The organism is Halomonas cupida (assembly GCF_900142755.1).
In the GTDB taxonomy this organism is placed as follows: Bacteria; Pseudomonadota; Gammaproteobacteria; order Pseudomonadales; family Halomonadaceae; genus Halomonas; species Halomonas cupida.
On the sequence record NZ_FRCA01000011.1, the window covers coordinates 151,381 to 170,582 of the forward strand.

The 19,202-nt window shown below is 59.8% G+C and carries 19 protein-coding genes; 8 read left to right on the forward strand and 11 right to left on the reverse strand.

What is annotated here, in order from left to right; translation table 11 throughout:
* Positions 1 to 13 precede the first annotated feature (13 nt).
* Entirely contained in the window at positions 14 to 232 is a 219-nt protein-coding gene (locus BUE38_RS22705; RefSeq protein ID WP_143166385.1) for a hypothetical protein, read from the forward strand.
* Here the strand turns inward: BUE38_RS22705 and BUE38_RS18385 are convergent.
* The 7 genes from BUE38_RS18385 to BUE38_RS18415 form a co-directional block, all read right to left on the reverse strand.
* Entirely contained in the window at positions 223 to 1,629 is a 1,407-nt protein-coding gene (locus BUE38_RS18385) for a sugar porter family MFS transporter (protein ID WP_073436694.1), read from the reverse strand. The genes BUE38_RS22705 and BUE38_RS18385 overlap by 10 nt on opposite strands.
* Positions 1,626 to 2,681: an ABC transporter ATP-binding protein gene (locus tag BUE38_RS18390; protein WP_073436695.1), complete on the reverse strand. Its 1,056-nt coding sequence runs from the start codon at positions 2,679 to 2,681 to the stop codon at positions 1,626 to 1,628. Before BUE38_RS18390 ends, BUE38_RS18385 begins: the two co-directional genes overlap by 4 nt.
* Positions 2,682 to 2,760: 79 nt before the next feature.
* On the reverse strand, positions 2,761 to 4,365 hold the full coding sequence (locus BUE38_RS18395) for a glycoside hydrolase family 43 protein (protein WP_073436696.1): 1,605 nt from the start codon (positions 4,363 to 4,365) through the stop codon (positions 2,761 to 2,763).
* 12 nt (positions 4,366 to 4,377) lie between these two features.
* Positions 4,378 to 5,202: a carbohydrate ABC transporter permease gene (locus tag BUE38_RS18400; RefSeq protein ID WP_073436697.1), complete on the reverse strand. Its 825-nt coding sequence runs from the start codon at positions 5,200 to 5,202 to the stop codon at positions 4,378 to 4,380.
* Positions 5,199 to 6,131, reverse strand: a complete 933-nt coding sequence (locus BUE38_RS18405) for a carbohydrate ABC transporter permease (RefSeq protein WP_073436698.1) — start codon at positions 6,129 to 6,131, stop codon at positions 5,199 to 5,201. The genes BUE38_RS18400 and BUE38_RS18405 overlap by 4 nt, the downstream gene beginning before the upstream one ends.
* An 87-nt stretch (positions 6,132 to 6,218) precedes the next feature.
* Complete coding sequence (locus BUE38_RS18410) at positions 6,219 to 7,508, reverse strand: ABC transporter substrate-binding protein (RefSeq protein WP_073436699.1); 1,290 nt, start codon at positions 7,506 to 7,508, stop codon at positions 6,219 to 6,221.
* A gap of 58 nt (positions 7,509 to 7,566) precedes the next feature.
* A complete protein-coding gene (locus BUE38_RS18415; RefSeq protein WP_234987088.1) occupies positions 7,567 to 8,355 on the reverse strand; it encodes an SDR family NAD(P)-dependent oxidoreductase in 789 nt (262 codons plus the stop codon).
* Positions 8,356 to 8,577: 222 nt separating this feature from the next.
* Here BUE38_RS18415 and BUE38_RS18420 point away from each other — a divergent pair, with 222 nt between their 5' ends.
* Both BUE38_RS18420 and BUE38_RS18425 read left to right on the forward strand, forming a co-directional pair.
* Entirely contained in the window at positions 8,578 to 9,780 is a 1,203-nt protein-coding gene (locus BUE38_RS18420) for an ROK family protein (protein ID WP_073436701.1), read from the forward strand.
* 176 nt (positions 9,781 to 9,956) lie between these two features.
* Entirely contained in the window at positions 9,957 to 11,129 is a 1,173-nt protein-coding gene (locus BUE38_RS18425; RefSeq protein ID WP_073436702.1) for a winged helix-turn-helix domain-containing protein, read from the forward strand.
* Between the two features lie 43 nt (positions 11,130 to 11,172).
* Here the strand turns inward: BUE38_RS18425 and BUE38_RS22710 are convergent, their stop codons facing one another.
* A complete protein-coding gene (locus BUE38_RS22710) occupies positions 11,173 to 11,460 on the reverse strand; it encodes a hypothetical protein (protein ID WP_143166386.1) in 288 nt (95 codons plus the stop codon).
* Between the two features lie 331 nt (positions 11,461 to 11,791).
* Here BUE38_RS22710 and BUE38_RS18430 point away from each other — a divergent pair, with 331 nt between their 5' ends.
* Positions 11,792 to 13,129 carry a Na+/H+ antiporter family protein gene (locus tag BUE38_RS18430; protein WP_073436723.1) on the forward strand — a complete coding sequence of 446 codons (1,338 nt, stop codon included), beginning with the start codon at positions 11,792 to 11,794 and terminating at the stop codon, positions 13,127 to 13,129.
* Between the two features lie 145 nt (positions 13,130 to 13,274).
* Here the strand turns inward: BUE38_RS18430 and BUE38_RS18435 are convergent, their stop codons facing one another.
* A complete protein-coding gene (locus BUE38_RS18435) occupies positions 13,275 to 13,661 on the reverse strand; it encodes a GFA family protein (RefSeq protein WP_073436703.1) in 387 nt (128 codons plus the stop codon).
* 137 nt (positions 13,662 to 13,798) lie between these two features.
* On the opposite strand from BUE38_RS18435, the gene BUE38_RS18440 reads away from it, so the two are divergent.
* Entirely contained in the window at positions 13,799 to 14,788 is a 990-nt protein-coding gene (locus BUE38_RS18440) for an endonuclease/exonuclease/phosphatase family protein (RefSeq protein ID WP_073436704.1), read from the forward strand.
* Positions 14,789 to 14,813: 25 nt separating this feature from the next.
* Here the strand turns inward: BUE38_RS18440 and BUE38_RS18445 are convergent, their stop codons facing one another.
* Together BUE38_RS18445 and BUE38_RS18450 are read right to left on the reverse strand one after the other, a co-directional pair.
* Complete coding sequence (locus BUE38_RS18445; protein WP_073436705.1) at positions 14,814 to 16,319, reverse strand: YifB family Mg chelatase-like AAA ATPase; 1,506 nt, start codon at positions 16,317 to 16,319, stop codon at positions 14,814 to 14,816.
* A gap of 121 nt (positions 16,320 to 16,440) precedes the next feature.
* Positions 16,441 to 16,743, reverse strand: coding sequence for an accessory factor UbiK family protein (locus tag BUE38_RS18450; protein WP_073436706.1), 303 nt, complete (start codon positions 16,741 to 16,743; stop codon positions 16,441 to 16,443).
* Between the two features lie 320 nt (positions 16,744 to 17,063).
* Between BUE38_RS18450 and BUE38_RS18455 the strand changes: the two genes are divergently transcribed.
* From BUE38_RS18455 to BUE38_RS18465, 3 genes are all read left to right on the forward strand, one after another.
* Positions 17,064 to 17,402 (forward strand): P-II family nitrogen regulator, encoded by a 339-nt coding sequence (locus BUE38_RS18455; protein ID WP_073436707.1) that lies wholly within the window; start codon positions 17,064 to 17,066, stop codon positions 17,400 to 17,402.
* Between the two features lie 78 nt (positions 17,403 to 17,480).
* Positions 17,481 to 18,731: an ammonium transporter gene (locus tag BUE38_RS18460; protein ID WP_073436708.1), complete on the forward strand. Its 1,251-nt coding sequence runs from the start codon at positions 17,481 to 17,483 to the stop codon at positions 18,729 to 18,731.
* A 186-nt stretch (positions 18,732 to 18,917) separates the two neighbouring features.
* A partial coding sequence (locus BUE38_RS18465) for a transposase (protein ID WP_073436709.1) occupies positions 18,918 to 19,202 on the forward strand: 285 nt, incomplete at its 3' end.

Sequence of the window (19,202 nt, forward strand, 5' to 3'; positions counted from 1 at the left end):
TCATGTTGGGTTAATGGCGGCACAGGGACGTGCCGCCGTCGGCCATCAGGCCGACGCGAGACCACACCACACCAGCAGATCCGCGCATCTGCGCCAGTGTGGTGCGGACGAAAATCAAATCGATCAGGATGAGCTATTTGATTGCCATGTTAACAAGCCAGATAAAGGAAGCCCGCAGCTCCGAGGGGAGCTGCGGGCTTCCTGCTGGTCGTGGTACGCCGATCACTCGTAGGACATCTCCTCAAGCTCCTTGCCACGTGTCTCGTTGATGCAGCGCATCACGAAGAAAGCCGACAACACCGCACACAGGGCATAGAAGCCATAGGCGCCTGCCAGGCCGATGGAAGTCAGCATGATCGGGAAGGTCATGGTGATGGCGAAGTTGGCGAGCCATTGGAACAACCCGGCGATCGCCAGCCCGGAGCCCCGCATCTGATTGGGGAACATCTCACCGAGCATCACCCACATCACCGGCCCCCAGGACACGTTGAAGCAGAACACATAGGCATTGGCGGCCAACAGTGCAAACACCCCCATGTCATCACTGAGGCGCAGGCTGCCATCGACCATCGCCGCGGTGGAAAAGGCATAGACCAGGCACGCCAGGGTAATGGCCATGCCCACTGACCCGACCCACAGCAACGGCTTTCGCCCGATCCTGTCGACCAATGCAACGGCCACCAGACAGGCACCAATACTCACCGCCCCGGAGATCACATTGATCAACAGCGCATCGCCTTCCGAGAACCCGACCGACTGCCACAGTACGGCACCGTAGTAGAACACCACATTGATGCCCACCAGTTGCTGAAATACCGCCAGACCGATGCCGACCCAGACAATGCCATGCATCTTGCCACTGGTGCGATTGATCACATCACTCAGGCGTGGCTTGTGGTCACGGGTCAGGGTGGCATTGATCTCGTCGAACTTGCCATCGACCTCATCTCCATCGATCACCAGCCCCAGCACGCGCCGGGCATCCGACTCCCTGCCGCTGCTGATCAGATAGCGTGGGCTCTCGGGGATGAACAGCAATGCAACCAGAAACACCGCCGCCGGCAGCAGTTCCATCCAGAACATCCACCGCCAGGTGGCAAATCCGAACCACAGCTCTGCCGTAGCCGAGCTGGAAATCCAGGCCAGAACATAATTGCTCAGGAACGCCATGAACAAGCCACCGATAATCGCTACCTGCTGAATGGTGGCCAGACGCCCACGATAGGCCGAAGGTGCGACCTCACTGATATACGCCGGCGTCATCACGCTGGCGGCCCCTACCGCCATACCGCCGAGAACGCGATAGACCACAAACTCCATGGAGCCATCGGCAATCCCCGAGCCCCAGGCGCTGATCAGGAAGAAGACCGCAGCGACGATCAGCAACGTTCGTCGACCGAATCGATCCGCCAGGCGGCCGGCAAAGAAGGCACCGACAGCGCAACCCAGCAACATCGACGCCACGTTGAATCCCGTGCCGACGCTGTCGGAATTGAACGAAGCCTGCAGGCCGTCGACAGTGCCATTGATCACCCCACTGTCATAGCCGAACAGGAAGCCGCCAATGGCCGCAATGCAGCAGATGACGAGAATAAAGGTGGACCGACTGAACGGTTTGCGATTGATCATGCGCCAGCTCCCGAAAGCAGGTTTTCCCTGTTGACCACCGAGCGGTCATCCAGAAGGCGCAGGCCATCATGGTCGAACCGGTGCAACTGGTCGTGACGTGGTGTCAGGTAAAGGGTGTCTCCGCTGCGTACGTCGACGTCTCCGGGCAGGCGTACGGTCAAATCGCCCACCTGCTCGCAGTCCACATAGGCAAAGGAATCCGCGCCCAGCTTCTCGACGACCCGGACACGCCCCTGCCACTCCCCACTCCCACGCCCCAGCTCGATATGCTCCGGTCGAATGCCCAGGGTAGCCGCGCCATAACCATCGGCCACCGCACCCTCGATGAGATTCATTTTTGGCGAGCCGATGAAGCCGGCCACGAACACGGTCTCGGGGTGCTGATAGAGCTCCATGGGAGCTCCCACCTGCTCGATGTGGCCGGCATTCATCACGACGATACAATCGGCCAGGGTCATCGCTTCGACCTGATCATGGGTGACGTAGATCATGGTGGCGTCAAGGCGCTGATGAAGCTCTGCCAGCTCGACACGCATCCTGTTGCGCAGGGCAGCGTCGAGGTTGGACAGAGGTTCGTCGAACAGGAAGACGCCGGGATTGCGCACGATCGCCCGCCCAATCGCCACTCGCTGACGTTGCCCACCGGAGAGCTCCGCCGGCTTGCGATCGAGCAGCTCGTCCAGATTCAGCAACCGGGCCGCTTCATTGACCCTGACCTCACGTTCGGCAGCCGGCACTCTGGCAAGGCGCATCCCGAAATCAATGTTGCGAGCCACGCTCATATGCGGATAGAGCGCATACGACTGAAAAACCATGGCAATGTCACGGTCACAGGGCTCCGCCGTAGTCACGTCCTGACCACCGATGTGGACCGCCCCACGAGTGACCGTCTCGAGGCCAGCGATCATACGCAGCAGAGTGGATTTGCCACAGCCGGAAGGCCCCACCAGTACGGTAAAGGAGCCATCCTCGATCTGCAGATTGAGATTGGGAATCACCGTGGTCCTGCCACGGAAGGTCTTCTTGATTTCGACCAGGGTTACTTCAGCCATGGTGTGTTCTCGCCTCTGGCGTGCAGTTGTGATTGTTGGATGCATTGGCCATCGTTATTCAGCACGGTAGTCGCGCCGCTCAGTTGACCATGCGGCGATAGCGAAACTCGGCAAAGTCGGCCGATGTACCGCGACCACTGATGTCGTGAGCGGCGATGCCCAGGAAGTTGCCGGTGAAGTAGCCATGGGCACGGCCACTGCCCTCATCGGAAAGCAGACTGGCATCAAGCACCGGGCCAACCGGTTGCCAGTCGACTCCCCCATGGGCATAGCGGAACTGCAGCTCTCCTTCTCGAATATCCATGCCCAGACGCACCGGCAGTCCAGGTCGCAGCACAACACCGGTATCCACGGTTGTCAGATTTCCGGTCGGCCATTCATCACAGCAGCTGATCAGGCTGAGCACCTTGTCGCCGGAATCGTTACGAGCCACTGCGAGGTAATGAAACTTGAAGCGGTTGTAGTAGGCGATGAGACCAGCAAACTGCTGCAATCCCTCCGGCTCGAACTCCAGCATGGTCTCGGCAGCGCAGTGGAGGCTGTCCTGCCGGCGAGCCACCAGGGCCTGCTCAAACCATGAGCCCACCGACTCGCGTCCGAACAGGCGCAGATAGCCGGGGCGATCCCTCAGTGAGAAGAGGCGCTCTGGTTGTGGTGTGCGTAACCATTGAAAGACCTGGGGCAGAGTGCCGAGATGGAAATCGTGGGCTTCTTCCTCGGCCGGCAACCGTTGCTCAATACCTGGCATCGGCACTTCAAGGGCCGGTGTATTGCCTCCCTGAGCCAGGCGCAACCAGCCATCGGCTCCCCACTCGACCTTCTGGATGGCCGTCTCTCGCCCTCGTGGTGATCGACGCGTGCCGGGCAATGGCCGCCCGCAGAGGTGCACCATCCATGTCTCACCCGCGGGTGTCTCGACCAGGTCCGCATGTCCGGCACGCTGCAGCGGATTTTCCGGGTCACCGCGTGATGTCAGCACCGGGTTGTCGGGATGTACGTCATAGGGGCCGGTGATCTCCCTTGACCGCGCCATGGTCACGGCATGGTCGTAACCCGTGCCACCCTCGGCGACCAGCAGGTGATACCAACCATCATGCCGATAGAGGTGCGGCCCTTCGGTCAGCTTCATTTCGGTACCGGCGAAGATGTTGTGAACCGGTCCAACCAGACAGCACCGCTCGGCATCGTATTGCTGAAGGAGAATGCCGCCAAAGCGGTCACCGCCCTCGCGCTGGCGATAGTCCCACTGCAGGTTGAGTAACCATTTGCGGCCATCCTCATCATGAAACAGCGATGGGTCGAAGCCGCTGGAATTCAGATAGATCGGGGCGCTCCATGGCCCCTCGATGGATGGTGCGGTGACCAGATAGTTGTGACCATCCTTGAAGTTGCCCTCGTAGCGCTTCATGTCTGTGTAGATCAGCCAGAACAGCCCATCGGCATAACTCAGGCACGGCGCCCATATACCACAGGAATCGGGATTCCCGCGCATGTCGAGCTGACTCTCTGTGGTCAACGGCCGGGTAACCAGCCGCCAGTTGGCCAGGTCACGGGAATGATGAATCTGTACGCCGGGGTACCACTCGAACGTGGACGTTGCGATGTAGTAGTCATCCCCAACCCTGCAGATCGAAGGGTCAGGGTTGAATCCCGGCAGAATGGGGTTGCGAATCATGTCTGTCATCTGTGATATCTCCTAGCCCTTGACGGAGCCGCCAGTGAGGCCGGCCACGATGTATTTCTGGGCGGCAAGAAAGAAGATCACGGCAGGCGCAATGGTCAAGGTGACGAAGGCCAGAATCATGTTCCACTGGGTCAGGTATTCGCCCTGAAACTGCATCATGCCGAGCGGCCAGGTGTAGAGAGAGCGGTCGTTGAGCACTACCAGCGGCAACAGGAAGTTGTTCCAGCTCTGCACGAAGACAAAAACGCCAACCGTGGCCAGGATCGGTGTCGACAGTGGCAACGTGAACGACCAGAAGAAACGTAGGTAGCTGCAACCATCGACATAGGCAGCCTCGAACAGCTCCCTGGGAAGCTGGTCGAAGAACGCCTTGAACAGCAGAATCGCCAACGACAGGCCAAAAGCGGTCTGCGGCAGGACCACTGCCCAATAGCTATCGAGCAGCCCGAGATCACGTACCTTGATGAACAGCGGCAGAATCGCCGCCGCAAAGGGAAACATCAGCCCCAGCAGCAGGTAGGAGAGAATCATCTTCGAGCCGAAGAAGCGGATCTGCGCGAACACATAGGCCGCCGCCGCCCCCACCACCAGCGTCAACAACATGGTCATCGAGGAAATGAAGAACGAGTTGCCCAGATAGCGCCAGAAGTTGCCATCGAACAGGATGGCGGCGTAGTTCGCGGGGTCCCAATTCCCCGGTAACCACAACGGGTTGGTACGTAACTCGGCATTGCTCTTGAAGCCACCGAAGAAGGAGGCCAGCAACGGGCCGATTACCAGGCTGGCCACCAGAATCAGCAGGATCACACGCAGTGTATTGCGGGTTGTACGGTTCATGCCTGCCCCTCCCTGGTGGTGTTGCGCTGATAGAAGAAGGCAATGGCAATGGCCAGCACGAACAACACCACAGCGGCAGCACTGCCGAAACCGATATTCAGTCGCGACAGACCGAAGGAGTAGAGATAGGTCACGATGGTATGGGTGCTGTTGGACGGCCCACCGTTGGTCATCGGGATGATGATGTCGAAGATCTGCAACGAGCCGATGATGGCAAAGAAGCCACTCACCACAAGGGCATGCTTGATCATCGGAATCTGCACAAACCAGGCGATCTGGCGTGGCCGAGCCCCCTCCAGCCGAGCGGCCTCGACCAGATCATTCGGCACACCTTGTAACGCGGCAATGTAGATCATCATGTGAAAACCGAAGTACTTCCACACGATGACCGTCATGATTGCCGGAAAGGCCCACTGGTGATCGGACAGCACATAGACCGAGTCCTCTCCCAGCGCCTGGAACATCATTGCCGTGATGCCATAGTCGCCATCGAAGACGAAGCTCCAGATCAAGCCAGCAGCCACTTCCGCCAGGATGTAGGGCAGAAAGAACACCAGCCGGAACAGGGTGTTGGTCGGTGTCCTGCGATAGACGAGAAGCGCCAGCCCCAATGCCAGCGGCATCTGGACGAGCAGCGAGACAAGAATCAGTTTGGCGGTATTCCACAGCGCAGTATGAAATACCGAGTGGTCCAGCAGGCGCCGGTAGTTCTCGGTACCGACGAAGTCGGACGGCGAGCCATAGCCGTTCCATGAGAAACCACTATAGTAGGCCGCATCCACCAGCGGCAGGATAACGAACAGTGAGAACAGGATCAGGGCCGGTGGCAACAGAATCAGTACAGCGGAAAGCCTGCCACTGACCACATTCTTCCTGATGCGATCAGTCGTGCTCCTCTTGTGCACAGCAGAGCGAGTCATGATTGTCATGGGGGGCATCCATCCCGGGACTGGTCATTGGGGTACGCCGGAAAACCCGTGCCGACGTACCGGCGAAGCGGTAACGAGCGTTCGGGATTACCGAAACTGCCAGGCCTCCTCGACCCGCTCGGCAGCCTCCTCAGGGGTGGTGACGCCCTGCGCCAGGTCGGCACTGATATCGTTGACGGTAGCGCCAACTGAAGTGCCCAATGCCTGATCAAGAAACACCTGGTGGAAGGTCGACTCAGCCAGGATGTCCGCCGCACGACGTGCATAAGGCGTCAGTAGCTCCTCCTCCGAGCCATGCGCAACGGGCACGAAGATGCCCCGCCTCGCCGCCTCACGCTGGTTCTCTTCGTTGAGCAGGAAGCGCAGGAAGTCGATCGCCTCATCCGACGCACCTCGGGTGACGGCAAAGCCATTCATTCCACCAAAGCTATGGGTATTACCGGCTCCTTCCGCCACCGTGGGAAACGCGATGAACTCCAGATTCTCGTCCGGCACTCCTTCACCGCTTACGGAACGTTCTCTGGAGGGGAGATAATCCCAATCTCCCATCAGGTGCAGTGCGGCTTCACCGTCGCCGAACATGGCACTGGCACGTTCGTAGGTGGTCGACATGAATCCCGACTGGAAGGGCTCGAGTTGAGCGAACTCCTGCAGCATTTCCCCGGCACGGACAAAAGCATCGCCCGTGAAACCTCCATTCTCGCCATTTCTGGCCGCCTCGATACCATCACCACCGGCAAGGCGCGTGGCCAGAGCGCCCCAATAGAAATGCATCGGCCAACCATCCTTGGCGCCCACCACCACTGGTGTGATGCCCTTGTCCTTCAGCGCCGCCACGGCTGCCTCGAGATCCTGCCAGGTCTTGAGCGCCTCAACGTCAATGCCCGCCTGATCCGTGAGAGCCGTGTTGACCCAGAAGCCCACTACCGTGGCATAGAGGGGCGCACCGTAGACTCTGCCATCCAGAGTGAAGGCGCTCACCGCCGACTCCGGATAAAGCTCCTTCCAGCCCTCCTGCATCGGCTCGGTCAGATCACGCACAAAACCTGCTTCCACCTGATCGCGCAGCCCCTCGCCACCCCAGCTGTAGTAGATATCCGGCCGAAGGTCGGACTGCAGCAGGGTCGGCAGGCGTGTCTTGTAAGCCTCATTGGCGATGTACTCGAACTCGACATCAACATCCGGGTGTTGCGCCTCATACTCGGCCACAACATCGTTGTAATACTGCTTCTCGATATCACTCACCTCGACTCGCAGTACGCGCACGCTGCTGTCCGCCACCGCGGCCACGGAGCCAAGTACCGACGCAACAGCAATAGCTGCCACCAGGTTGCGCCGAACCATGTGCCCGCAATCGGGCCGGTTGAATGCGATCATGACGTCCTCCCTTGTTGTGTTGTTGGAGCAGTGGTCTACGACTCGTTATTGAATGGACTCAGCCCCAGCCACCATCGACGGCAAGCTCCTGCCCGGAGATCGCCCGGCTATCGGCGCTGGCCAGGAACAGGGCGAGGGGAGCCACGTGATGAGCCTCGAGACGGAACTTCAGACACTGGTGTTGCTGGATCGAAGCCTCGTCGTCCGGGCCGATCCATTTCTCGAGCTGTCGTTCGGTGAGAATCGACCCCGGCACCAGCGTGTTGACACGAATGCCGTGTACACCGAGGTCGCGGGCCAGGCTGCGTGTCAGGCCATGCACTGCAGCCTTGGCGGTGATGTAGGAAGAGAGGCTCCCGATCGCCATCTGCACACTGATCGAGCCGAAGTTGATGATTGAACCGCCACCGGCTTCAATCATTTGATGCGCGGCAGCCTGCGCCGCGAAGAACATCGGACGCAGATTGAGCGACATTCGCTCGTCCCAATAGTCGGCATCGATGTCCTGCCAGCGGTGGCGGTCATCATTGGCGGCGTTGTTCACCAGCGTATGGATCGGTCCCAGCGAGGCACCGACCTCAGCGATGACGGCCTGCAGCGCTGCCACATCCCGAACGTCGCAATAGCGATAGTGTGGCGCGGCACCGGTTTCCGCCTTCAGCTCCTCGACCAGTGTTCGGCTGGCAGCTTCATCGATATCGACAAGGACCACCCGGGCCCCCTGATGGTGAAAGGCACGGGTCATCGCGGCGCCAATTCCGCTGCCGCCTCCGGTGATGAAGACCACTCGATCCTTGAGACTGGGGTAATGCGTCACATCGTCATCGCTCATTCGTTCACGGCTCATTCGCTCACTCTCTTGCCTGCAACTTATTTGCCTGTAACTTATTTGTCTGTAACTTAGTTTTTTCTTTTTACTAAGTGGCAAGGATGGTTTCTCGACACACATGCCTCAATGAGACATTGGTCTAGCTGCAGCAACCCCGGGCTGAACCCGGTATGATCGAAACGGATGAATCAGTGAAAACGGTGTTCCACCGGCCGACAACACAAGGACGACGTTCCCTTCATGTCCAGCAGTCATCAGCCGCACAGAGCAGGCGACCTGCTTTTCCTCAAGCGCCTCAATCGCAGCACCATCCTCGAGCTGGTTCGCCGCACACCGGGTCTGACACGCGCGGATATCGCCACTCAGGCGCAACTGACCAAGGCAACTGTCGGTGGCGGCGTCCAGTCGCTGCTCGAGCAGGGATGGTTATGTGAGGGAGAGTTGCAGAAGAGCAGTGGCGGGCGGCCCGGCCGTGCTCTGCACCTCAATGAACAACGTTTCGCCATGCTCGGTGCGGAAGTCGGCGTCCATGGCCTGCGGCTGGTGGCCTGCACCCCCTCGGGACGGGTTCTCGAGTCCCTCAATGAGCGCCTGCCCCTCTCTTCCCCCGAAGTCGCTGCCGAACGACTGGCAGAACTGCTGCAGACACTGATGCAATCACCGTCACTTGATGGCTACCACCTGCTGGGAACGGGTATCGCTCTGCCCGGTCCGGTGGCACCGGAAGATGCCATTCTGCGTGTCGCACCGAATCTGGGCTGGCGCGAAGTGAGATTCCTCGACCTACTGCACGCCCACCTGCCTCGCCAGGACACCATATGGGTGATGGAAAATGAAGCCAAATCAGCAGCTTTTGGCGAACTGTACTTCCGCACCGGCAGCATTCCTGCCTCGCTGGTCTATATCAGCGCCGGCACCGGTATCGGCAGTGGCATGGTAGAAGGAAACCGCCTTCCACTGCTGTCCCGAGGACACCAGGGACTGGCCGGAGAAATCGGCCACACCGTCCTGCAACCCGGAGGCCTCTACTGCCACTGCGGCAATCGTGGCTGCGCCGAGACTCTGGTCAGCGGCTGGTCGATCCGTGCCGCTCTGGGCATCAACGAGGAAGAGGATCTGATCGAGGCGATCCAACCTCGCCTCCAGGAGCCGCAGGTCCAACTCACCCTACGCCGAGCAGGAGAGGCACTGGGTGCCTTGATACTCAATCTTCACCACACCCAGAACCCCTCGGAAATCGTTCTCGGCGGTTCGCTGGTACGGCTCGGGGGCCCCTTCCTCGAGCCCGCTCTGGCCTACTTCAGGGACAACCAGGCCCGCCTGCTGAGTGACTCTCGGCCGGTTCCGCTGAGAGTCATCGAGGATGCCACTCTGGTCGCTGCGCGGGGTGCCGCCGCACAGGTTCTGGCCAATGTCATCCACGGCAGCAATGAACTGTTGTGAGTCATGCCTGGGCTGGGTAGAGGCAGCAGGACTATGTAATTTTATTGAACATACTCACAGGAGCCATTCGAGTCCCGACAGCGGCGGTGACGTTCGCCGGAATGGCACATACTGCCCCCTGTTGCCATCCTGTGGTGGTTCAACTGTGGTGGTTCAACAAGGAGTCTGGTTGCCGCATGTCGTCTCTATCTATTACCTCGAAACAGGCCATTACCTCAAAACGGGCCATTACCCCACAACAGGCCCGCGCCATCTGGATGCGCGCCCAACGACTCGATGAAGTTGCCCCCTTTGGCAAGGGCCCGGCTGCCACCCGAGCGGCGGTGGAACATCTGGGCTATGTGCAGATCGACACCATTCATGTCATCGAACGTAGCCACCACCATATTCTGTATACCCGCATCCCCGACTATGCTCGCGCCGACCTGGAACATGCCCAGTCCCGCGACAGGAGTGTGTTCGAATACTGGACCCACGCACTGTCCTACGTGCCCAGCACCGACTATCGCTACTTCATGCCGGCCATGGCCCGCCATCGTGAGCAACCGTCACGCTCCTTTACCTCCATCGATCCCGATGACTATTCGGCACTGCTCAAACGCATCCGTCGACATGGTCCGCTGTCGATTCGCGACATAGAAGAACCGCGTGTGGAAAAGGAGCATCCCTGGGATAGCCGCAAACCCTCTCGAAAGCTGCTCAAGTACGGCTTCTATACTGGAGACCTGGCCATCAGTGAACGGGTGGGGATGCTCAAGCGCTACGACTTGACCCGTCGTCACTTCCAATGGCAACAGCGCCCACGCCCGGCCACCGAGCGCCAGCTGGCACGCTATTATCTGACCCGGGCTCTGCGTGCCCAGGGAATCGTAAGCCTGGACTCCATCTGCTACGGCAACGCCTCGATGAAACCGCTGGTCGCCAGTCTGATCGAAACCGAGGTGCGCCAGAAGCGCCTGCTCCCGGTGCACATCGACTCACGCTCTGGCCCACAGCATTGGGCTGAGCCAGCCACACTGGACCAACCTGCGCAGCTCGATGGCACACCGCTGGTCCATATCCTGTCGCCCTTCGATCCTCTGGTCATCCAGCGCAAGCGTCTGAAGCTGTTCTTCGATTACGAGCATCGCTTCGAGGCCTATGTGCCCCCCGGCGATCGTGTATTCGGTTACTTCGCCCTACCGGTGCTGATCGGCGATCGAATCGTGGCAGTGCTCGATCTGAAGACCGACCGCCAGCAACAGCGGCTGCTGATTCAGCAATGGACCTGGATAGCGCCGCGGAGTGCGGAGCTGAAAGCTGCCATTGAAGCGGAACTGGAGCGTTTCGAGCGCTTTCAGTTGGCCTGAACTCCACTCGGCTGAGCCGCTATTAACATGGCAATCAAATAGCTCATCCTGATCGATGTGATTGTCGTCCACACCACACTGGCGCAGATGCGCAGGATCTGCTGGTGTAGTGAGGTCTCGCGTCGGCCTGAGGGCCGACGGCGGCACGTCCCTGTGCCGCCATTAACCCAACATGAAAGCATGTCGGGTTAATAACATGGCAATCAAATAGCTCATCCTGATCGATGTGGTTTTCGTCCACACCACACTGGCACAGATGCGTGGATCTGCTGGTGTAGTGAGGTCTCGCGTCGGCCTGAGGGGCGACGGCGGCACGTCCCTGTGCCGCCATTAACCCAACATGAAAGCATGTCGGGTTAATAATACTGCGCAAACCTCTTGAGAAGTCCGCCGGGCCTGATCATGATTCGTCGGCTGTCCGAGCCAACATCAGGGGCTGAATAACTGCTTTGAACCAGCCCCGGCGAAGTCTCGAACAGCCCTGAGCGAAGCCTTGAATATCATGGGCATCCAGGCACGAGAACAAGGAACTATCACCCATGCCATCCGCCAGCCTCACCACATCAACACCTCTCCGGGATCCCTTCATCCGCCGCAGCATTCTCCCGGTCATGGGACTTTTCATCGCCATCTATCTTTCGGCATTGGCCTTTGACTACCACATCAATTCCGTGGTGCTGTCCATTGTGCTGATGGTGACACTGTGTCTGCTGAGGGTACCTGTCGCCATCGCCCTCATCGCCTCGGCCCTGCTCGGAGCCCTGCACAGCGGCCTGCCGATGAACGATGCCATCTCCGCCTTGAACGACAATCTACTGATCGGCGCCCAGGTAGGTATCACTTACGTCATGATTGGGGCGTTCGCCGTGGCGATCGCTCGCAGTGGTCTGGTGGATCTGCTCGCCCACTGGATAGCCTCCCGCCTCGATCTGAGTGAGGGAGCCACCAACAAGGGCATCAAGTGGCTGTTGTTCCTGACACTGATCGCCGCCTCTGTGATGTCACAGAACCTGGTGCCCGTGCATATCGCCTTCATCCCCATTCTGATCCCACCGCTGCTGGGTGTTATGAACCGACTCAGCATCGATCGACGCGCGATAGCCTGTATCCTCGCCTGCTCGATCAGCGCCAGCTATCTACTGCTGCCGACAGGTTTCGGCGCTATCTACCTGAATGAAATCCTGCTCAGCAATGTCAACTCCGTCGGCGAGGCCCACAACCTGACCGTAACCGCGGGGATGGTGCCGAAGGCCATGCTGTTGCCAGTAATGGGAATCCTCGTGGGCATGCTGGTTGCCATCTTCATCAGCTACCGTAAACCACGCGACTATCAGACCGTACCGCTTACCGACCTGCACATGGACCAGCCGCCGCACCAGCTCAAGGTCGGCCAGTTGCTGACGACACTGGCCGCACTGGCTGTGGCCCTGGCCTGTCAGCTAGCGTTCGACTCATTGCTGGTAGGGGCGATGGTCGGCTTCATGATCCTCGCCTGTAGCGGTGTCTTTCGCTGGAGCGAGCAGGACGACGTGTTCACCGAGGGGGTGCGTATGATGGCGCAGATCGCGGTGATCATTACCATCGCTTCAGGATTCTCGGGTGTGCTCAATGCCACTGGCGAGATTGCTCCGCTGGTCTCCGCCACCGCCGACCTGATCGGCGACAACATGGCGCTTGGCGCCGCCCTGATGTTGATCGTTGGGCTGTTCATCACCATCGGCTTTGGTGACTCCTTTGCCAGCGTGCCGATACTGGCCCCGATCTATGTCCCCCTCGCACTTGCTCTCGGCTTCTCGCCAATGGCCACCGTCGCACTATTGGGAGCCGCTGCCGCTCTGGGCGACGCAGGCTCCCCGGCATCCACCATTACCCTCGGCGCCACCGCCGGGCTCAACGCCGACGGCCAGCACGACCATATTCGAGACAGCGTGATCCCCACCTTTTCCCATGCCAACTTCGGTATGCTGCTGTTCGCGTGGGCGGCGGCAATGCTGCTGTAGTAAAACAGCGGGTACGCCGTTCGTACGGGAGAAGCACCTACCTCAGCACACCACTGCAGGACGCCGAGACAGAAGGCCCTGCGGTCGATCGCGCCATATCACCGTTGCCTTCACCGGAGATGGAGATTCACGTATCGCACGACGTTCACCCAGGACGTCGCGGTAACTTGTCCGACAGTTCGACCCAGTTGACCCGTTCGTCCCAGTGCACATGAACGTCCGGCTCGAAATCTGTATGGGTATCGAGCAGCGCGGCGTAGAAGTGAATCTCATCCGGAAAGCTGTCCGCTTCGAATGCCACAGGCGAGCCGCATCTGGCACAGAAGGAGCGTCTCACACCGGGGCTTGATTCATAGACCTTCGGCACAGCCCCCGTCCATTGCCAGGCTCCGTGTGGTACTCCCATGAAAGTGGTGAACGGCGATGCCGTCTGGCGACGACAGGACTCACAATGGCAGTGTGCGCGCCAGTTCTCGAGCCCATCATAGGTAAAACTGACGGCACCACAGAGGCATCTTCCAGTTTGTGACATATCGCCCTCGCTTCAACCCTCAGTCGATTCAGCGGTGAACCAGGTGTCATCCACGCGTCATATCCCCTGCACACGTCATCCATAGAGTTGGCTTGAGCACTGTCCGTACGGATTCAGTCAAGACCAGGGGGAGAGTCATGGCAAGCTTCAAGGTCGGCACCTTCAATCTCTACAACCTTGTCCTGCCGGGGCATCATTACTACGGCGACAACGTCTACTCGCAGAATCTCTATGATCGCAAGCGTGAATGGATCCGTCAGCGCGTGCAGAACATGGAGGCCGAGATCATCGGTTTTCAGGAAGTCTTTCAGCGTCAGGCGCTGATTGAGGCACTGGAGGGCACGGAGTTTTCCCCCGAGCAGGTTCATGTGCTGGGTGAAGACGGCAGCTCCCCCGTGGTCGGCCTGGCATCACGTTTCGAACTGATCGATGAGCCACAGAGTATCCGTGAGATTCCCGCCGCCATTCTTGATGCCATTCCCACTGGCGAGTTGGGCATCCGCGAGTTCTCTCGCCCACCACTCAAGACACGCATCGTGCTACCCGAGGGGCACGAGCTGACCGTATTGGTGTGTCATCTCAAGTCCAAGCGCCCGATGATCCTCAGTGGCGAGGACGAGGATGACTTCCTGACCCAGGCTCTGGGATCGACACGCTCCTTGTTGCGTCGTTCGATCGAGGCGGCGGGTATCCGCCATTTGGCCCTCGAGGCCATGGCCGACAACGATGCGCCGCTGATGGTGATCGGTGATCTCAACGACGCGACTCACTCGGTCACCACTCAGATCATGGCGGGGCCACATCCCTGGAAGTTCGATCCGCGCCCGGTCAAGGAACGCCACTGGGACCGCCTGCTCTACAGCAGTTTCGATATCATCGCCCAGCGCTCGCTCAAGAACCAATGGCCGACCTACATCTACAACGGCCGTTACGAGGAACTCGACCACATCCTCGTTTCCCAGGAGTTCTACTTCCGTAACCCGGACCGCATTGGCGACATGGATTACGTCCATGTGCTGGACGACCAGCTCAAGGACGACACCCTGTCCCGTGACCGGCTCCCTCGCTGGAAGTCCGATCACGGTCAGGTCGTGGCGACCTTCCGGCTACGGGAAGAACGCAGCTGAGGAGGAATATCAACGCTGATGCCACTCATCCTCCCTTGAGCATCCGATCCAACTGCCGATAACTGATGGCCTCGATCAATTGCTCGCGTGAGGGTCTCTCCAGGCCGGCGAGATCGGCCAGAGTCAGGGCCACTCTCAGTACACGGTGATAGGCGCGGGCGGAAAGCGCCAGACGATCAAGGGTTTCGGCCAACCAGGCACGGTCAGTGGCACCGAGGGCACAGGCGTCATCAAGCTGTCGCCCACTCAAATGGGCATTGATACCGCCGCGAGCGGCCTGGCGCTGACGTGCTGCCATGACCCGCTCCCGCACCGACTCGGTACTCTCTCCCGACTCGCGGGACGTCAACTGACTGGCCTTGAGTGCCGGCACTTCGACCTGCAGATCAATACGATCCAGCAGCGGCCCCGATAGGCGCGACTGATAGCGCTGAATCTGGCTGGCAGTGCAGACGCACGCCTGACGAGGGTCCCCCAGGTGCCCGCAGGGGCAGGGATTCATGGCCGCAACCAACTGGAAACGCGCAGGATAGCGTCGCTCATGGCTGGCACGGGAAATATGAATCTCGCCGGACTCCATCGGCTCACGCATGACTTCGAGGACATGGCGGCTGAACTCGGGCAGTTCATCGAGAAACAACACCCCCAGGTGGGCCAGCGAAATCTCCCCGGGGCGCGGGCGACTGCCTCCGCCGACCAGAGCCACAGCACTGGCGGTATGGTGAGGGGCACGAAAGGGACGCCGTCCCCAGTCCTGCTCGATCGCCAGGCCACTGACCGAACGTATGGCAGCCACCTCGAGGATCTCGTCTTCGTCCAGCGCCGGCAGAATCCCCGGCAGACGACTGGCCAGCAGTGTCTTGCCGGTGCCCGGAGGGCCGGCAAACAGCAGATTGTGGCCGCCAGCCGCCGCCACTTCCAGCGCACGTCGTGCCTGATGCTGGCCACGTACATCAGCCAGATCCGGCGTTTCGCTCAATGATGGTGCAGGGTCATCGGCCTGCCAGGGAGTGATCAGGGTGTGACCGGCAAGATGGGCAACAACATCCACCAGGTGACGAGCCGGGAGCACTTCCAGACCACCGGCCAACGCGGCCTCGGCGGCATTGGCTTGAGGAACGATGACTCGCCGTCCGGCACGTCGAGTCGCCAGGGCGAAGGGCAGCATGCCGGTGACCGGTCGTAGATGGCCGTCCAATGCCAGCTCCCCGGCACATTCAATGCCTTCCAGCGCTTCCGCGGGTAGTTGCCCGGAAGCCACCAGCAGCCCCAGAGCAATCGGCAGGTCAAAACGCCCGCCTTCCTTGGGCAAGTCGGCGGGCGCCAGATTCAGAGTGATACGGCGTAGCGGAAACGCGAATCCCGAGGTGGTCAGTGCGCTGCGGACTCGCTCGCGACTTTCCTTGACCGCGGCCTCGGGCAGACCCACCAGGGTCATCCCCGGCAGGCCATTGGCCAGATGGGCTTCAACATGAACCTCGGGGGCTTCCAGCCCCAGCCCGGCCCGGGTGGTGATGATCGCCAGTGTCATGGGCACTCCCTTGCCTGCCACAGAACCACAGGCATCGGGGCCGTCAGACTATCAATCGGCTATCGCGCCGCACTTGGCGGCAGGTACACCCGGCTGACATTGGCGGTGTGCTGGTCCAGTCCTACCGAGTCTCGATGTCGGTGTCCGTAGGGGTCTCTGCCTCAGTGGCGGACCCATTACGTGCTTCGACAGCGGCCTCGAGACTCGCCACCTGCTTTTCCAGAGCCTCGACCCGTGCGCGGGTACGTTGCAGCACATCCATGAGGATGTCGAAATCCTCGCGTGACACCAGCTCAAGACGGTCAAAGGCGCCGCGAACGACCTGCTGCACCCCCTTCTGAATCTCTTCCGGTGCCTGAGATGCGCCCTGAAGGCGCTCGCCGATCTGTTGAGCCAGGCGGCTGATACGGTCCTGACTGACCATGATGCCTCTCCTTGTAGAACCAGTGTGTGCCTGACGACAGGATACGCAAGCCTGGCGGCCAGCGCATGCATTGAACGCGTTAGTTCTGATGCGTTGTCGCACAAGACGCCCTTGATTAGCGCATACCCTGCGACACAGTGAACCAAAACAGTGCATTCACAACCTGGCGGTTTTGTGCAACTGCGAACATGCGTTTCCGGTAGTTATATAAACATCTGAATCATAGTGCTTATTTATTCACTGGCACGCTTTACGCAACAACAAATCATCTATGCACCGCGCGGCGACAGGCCGCAACTTCTCCAGCAGGGAGTTCTGGTATGAAACTGATCACCGCCATCATCAAGCCGTTCAAGCTGGACGACGTTCGCGAAGCACTCGCTGATAACGGCGTCCAGGGAATCACGGTGACCGAGGTCAAGGGCTTCGGTCGTCAGAAGGGCCACACCGAGCTGTATCGTGGCGCGGAGTACGTCGTCGACTTTCTGCCCAAGGTGAAGGTTGAGGTCGCTGTTGATGAAGCCCGTCTGGACAGTGTTCTCGAGGCCATCTGCAACGCCGCCAACAGCGGCAAGATCGGGGACGGCAAGGTATTCGTCACACCGCTGGAAGATGTCATCCGTATTCGTACCGGTGAACGCGGTGCCGATGCTGTCTGACGCCTCTCCCGCGTCACCGACACTCCGTTACGCAGGCCTTTTGCTCCGACATACGACTCGACACTAGAGAGAAAATCCATGGTCGACATCAGTGAACTCAGCTACGCGCTCGACACCTTCTACTTCCTGATCTGCGGCGCCCTTGTCATGTGGATGGCGGCCGGCTTTGCCATGCTCGAGGCAGGCCTGGTGCGCGCCAAGAACACCGCCGAAATCCTGACCAAGAACATCGTACTGTTTGCCATTGCCTGCACCATGTATCTGCTGGTTGGCTATCACATCATGTACTCCTCAGGGGAAGGCGGCTTCCTGCCCAGCATCGGTTTCCTGCTGGGTAGCGAGAATACCGTCGATGCAGTCCTGGCCGGTGGTGAAGACGCGCCCTACTACTCCGCACGTGCCGACTTCTTCTTCCAGGTCGTGTTCGTTGCCACCGCCATGTCCATCGTTTCCGGCGCCGTTGCCGAACGCATGAAGTTATGGGCCTTCCTCGCCTTTGCCGTGGTCATGACCGCCGTGATCTACCCGGTGTCCGGCTACTGGACCTGGGGGGGTGGCTGGTTGTCGGCCAAAGGATTCTCCGACTACGCCGGTTCCGGCATCGTCCACATGGCAGGTGCCGCCGCCGCTCTGGCCGGTGTACTGGTACTGGGTCCTCGCAGGGGCAAGTACGGAAGGAACGGTGCGATCTATGCGATCCCCGGTGCCAATATGCCGCTGGCTACCCTGGGTACCTTCATCCTGTGGCTGGGCTGGTTCGGCTTCAACGGTGGCTCCGAGCTGAAGATCTCTGACGTTGCGTCTGCCAACAACATGGCGCAAGTGCTGGTCAATACCAATGCTGCCGCCGCCGGTGGCGTACTGGCCGCGCTGATCCTCTCCAAGGTGTGGTTCCGCAAGGCCGACCTGACCATGGCACTGAACGGCGCGATCGCTGGCCTTGTGTCCATCACCGCCGATCCGCTGTCGTCCTCCGCCCTGAGCGCAACACTGATCGGAGCCGCAGGCGGCCTATTGGTCGTGATCGCTATCGTGACCCTCGACAAGCTGCGCCTGGACGATCCGGTCGGTGCCATTTCCGCCCACGGTGTGGCAGGCATCTGGGGCCTTCTGGCAGTGCCGCTCAACAACGCTGATGCCACCTTCGGTGCACAGCTGCTGGGCATCGCCAGTATCTTCATCTGGATGTTCACCGCCAGCCTGGTGGTATGGCTGATCATCAAGGCGATCATGGGTGTCCGTGTCAGCGAAGAAGAAGAATACGAAGGCGTCGACCTGGCCGAATGCGGTCTCGAAGCCTACCCCGAGTTCAACGTCGCCAAGAAGTAACCTCGAGGTTACCCGCGACACCAGTGAGCTGGCGTGCTCCACCTGGCCCCTTCGGGGGCCTTTTTTGTTCTCGGCCGCAACCACGGCCGACATCAGCTTCGAGCTTCGAGCTTCGAGCTTCGAGCAGGACTGTGCTATGCCCCCGATTTTGTGGACACCTCACTTTCCATCATGAGGTGAGGTGTCATGCTTCTACGTACACGTCGGCGGTATACGTCGGAATACAAGTTACATGTGGTCCGGTACTCTCTGGAGTCGACCGCCCCTCAAGCTGTCATCGCTGCTGAATTTGATGTTCCCGTCAGTGTCCTTGGTCGATGGAGGAGAGAGTACGTGTCCACTCACAAGAAAGACCAGAAGCCCGTCCCCAACCAGGGAGCCTCGAAGAGTCTGGCAGACCTGGAGCGGGAGAATCGCCAGTTGCGGAAACAGTTGGAACGCAAGGAACTGGAGATCGATATCCTAAAAAAG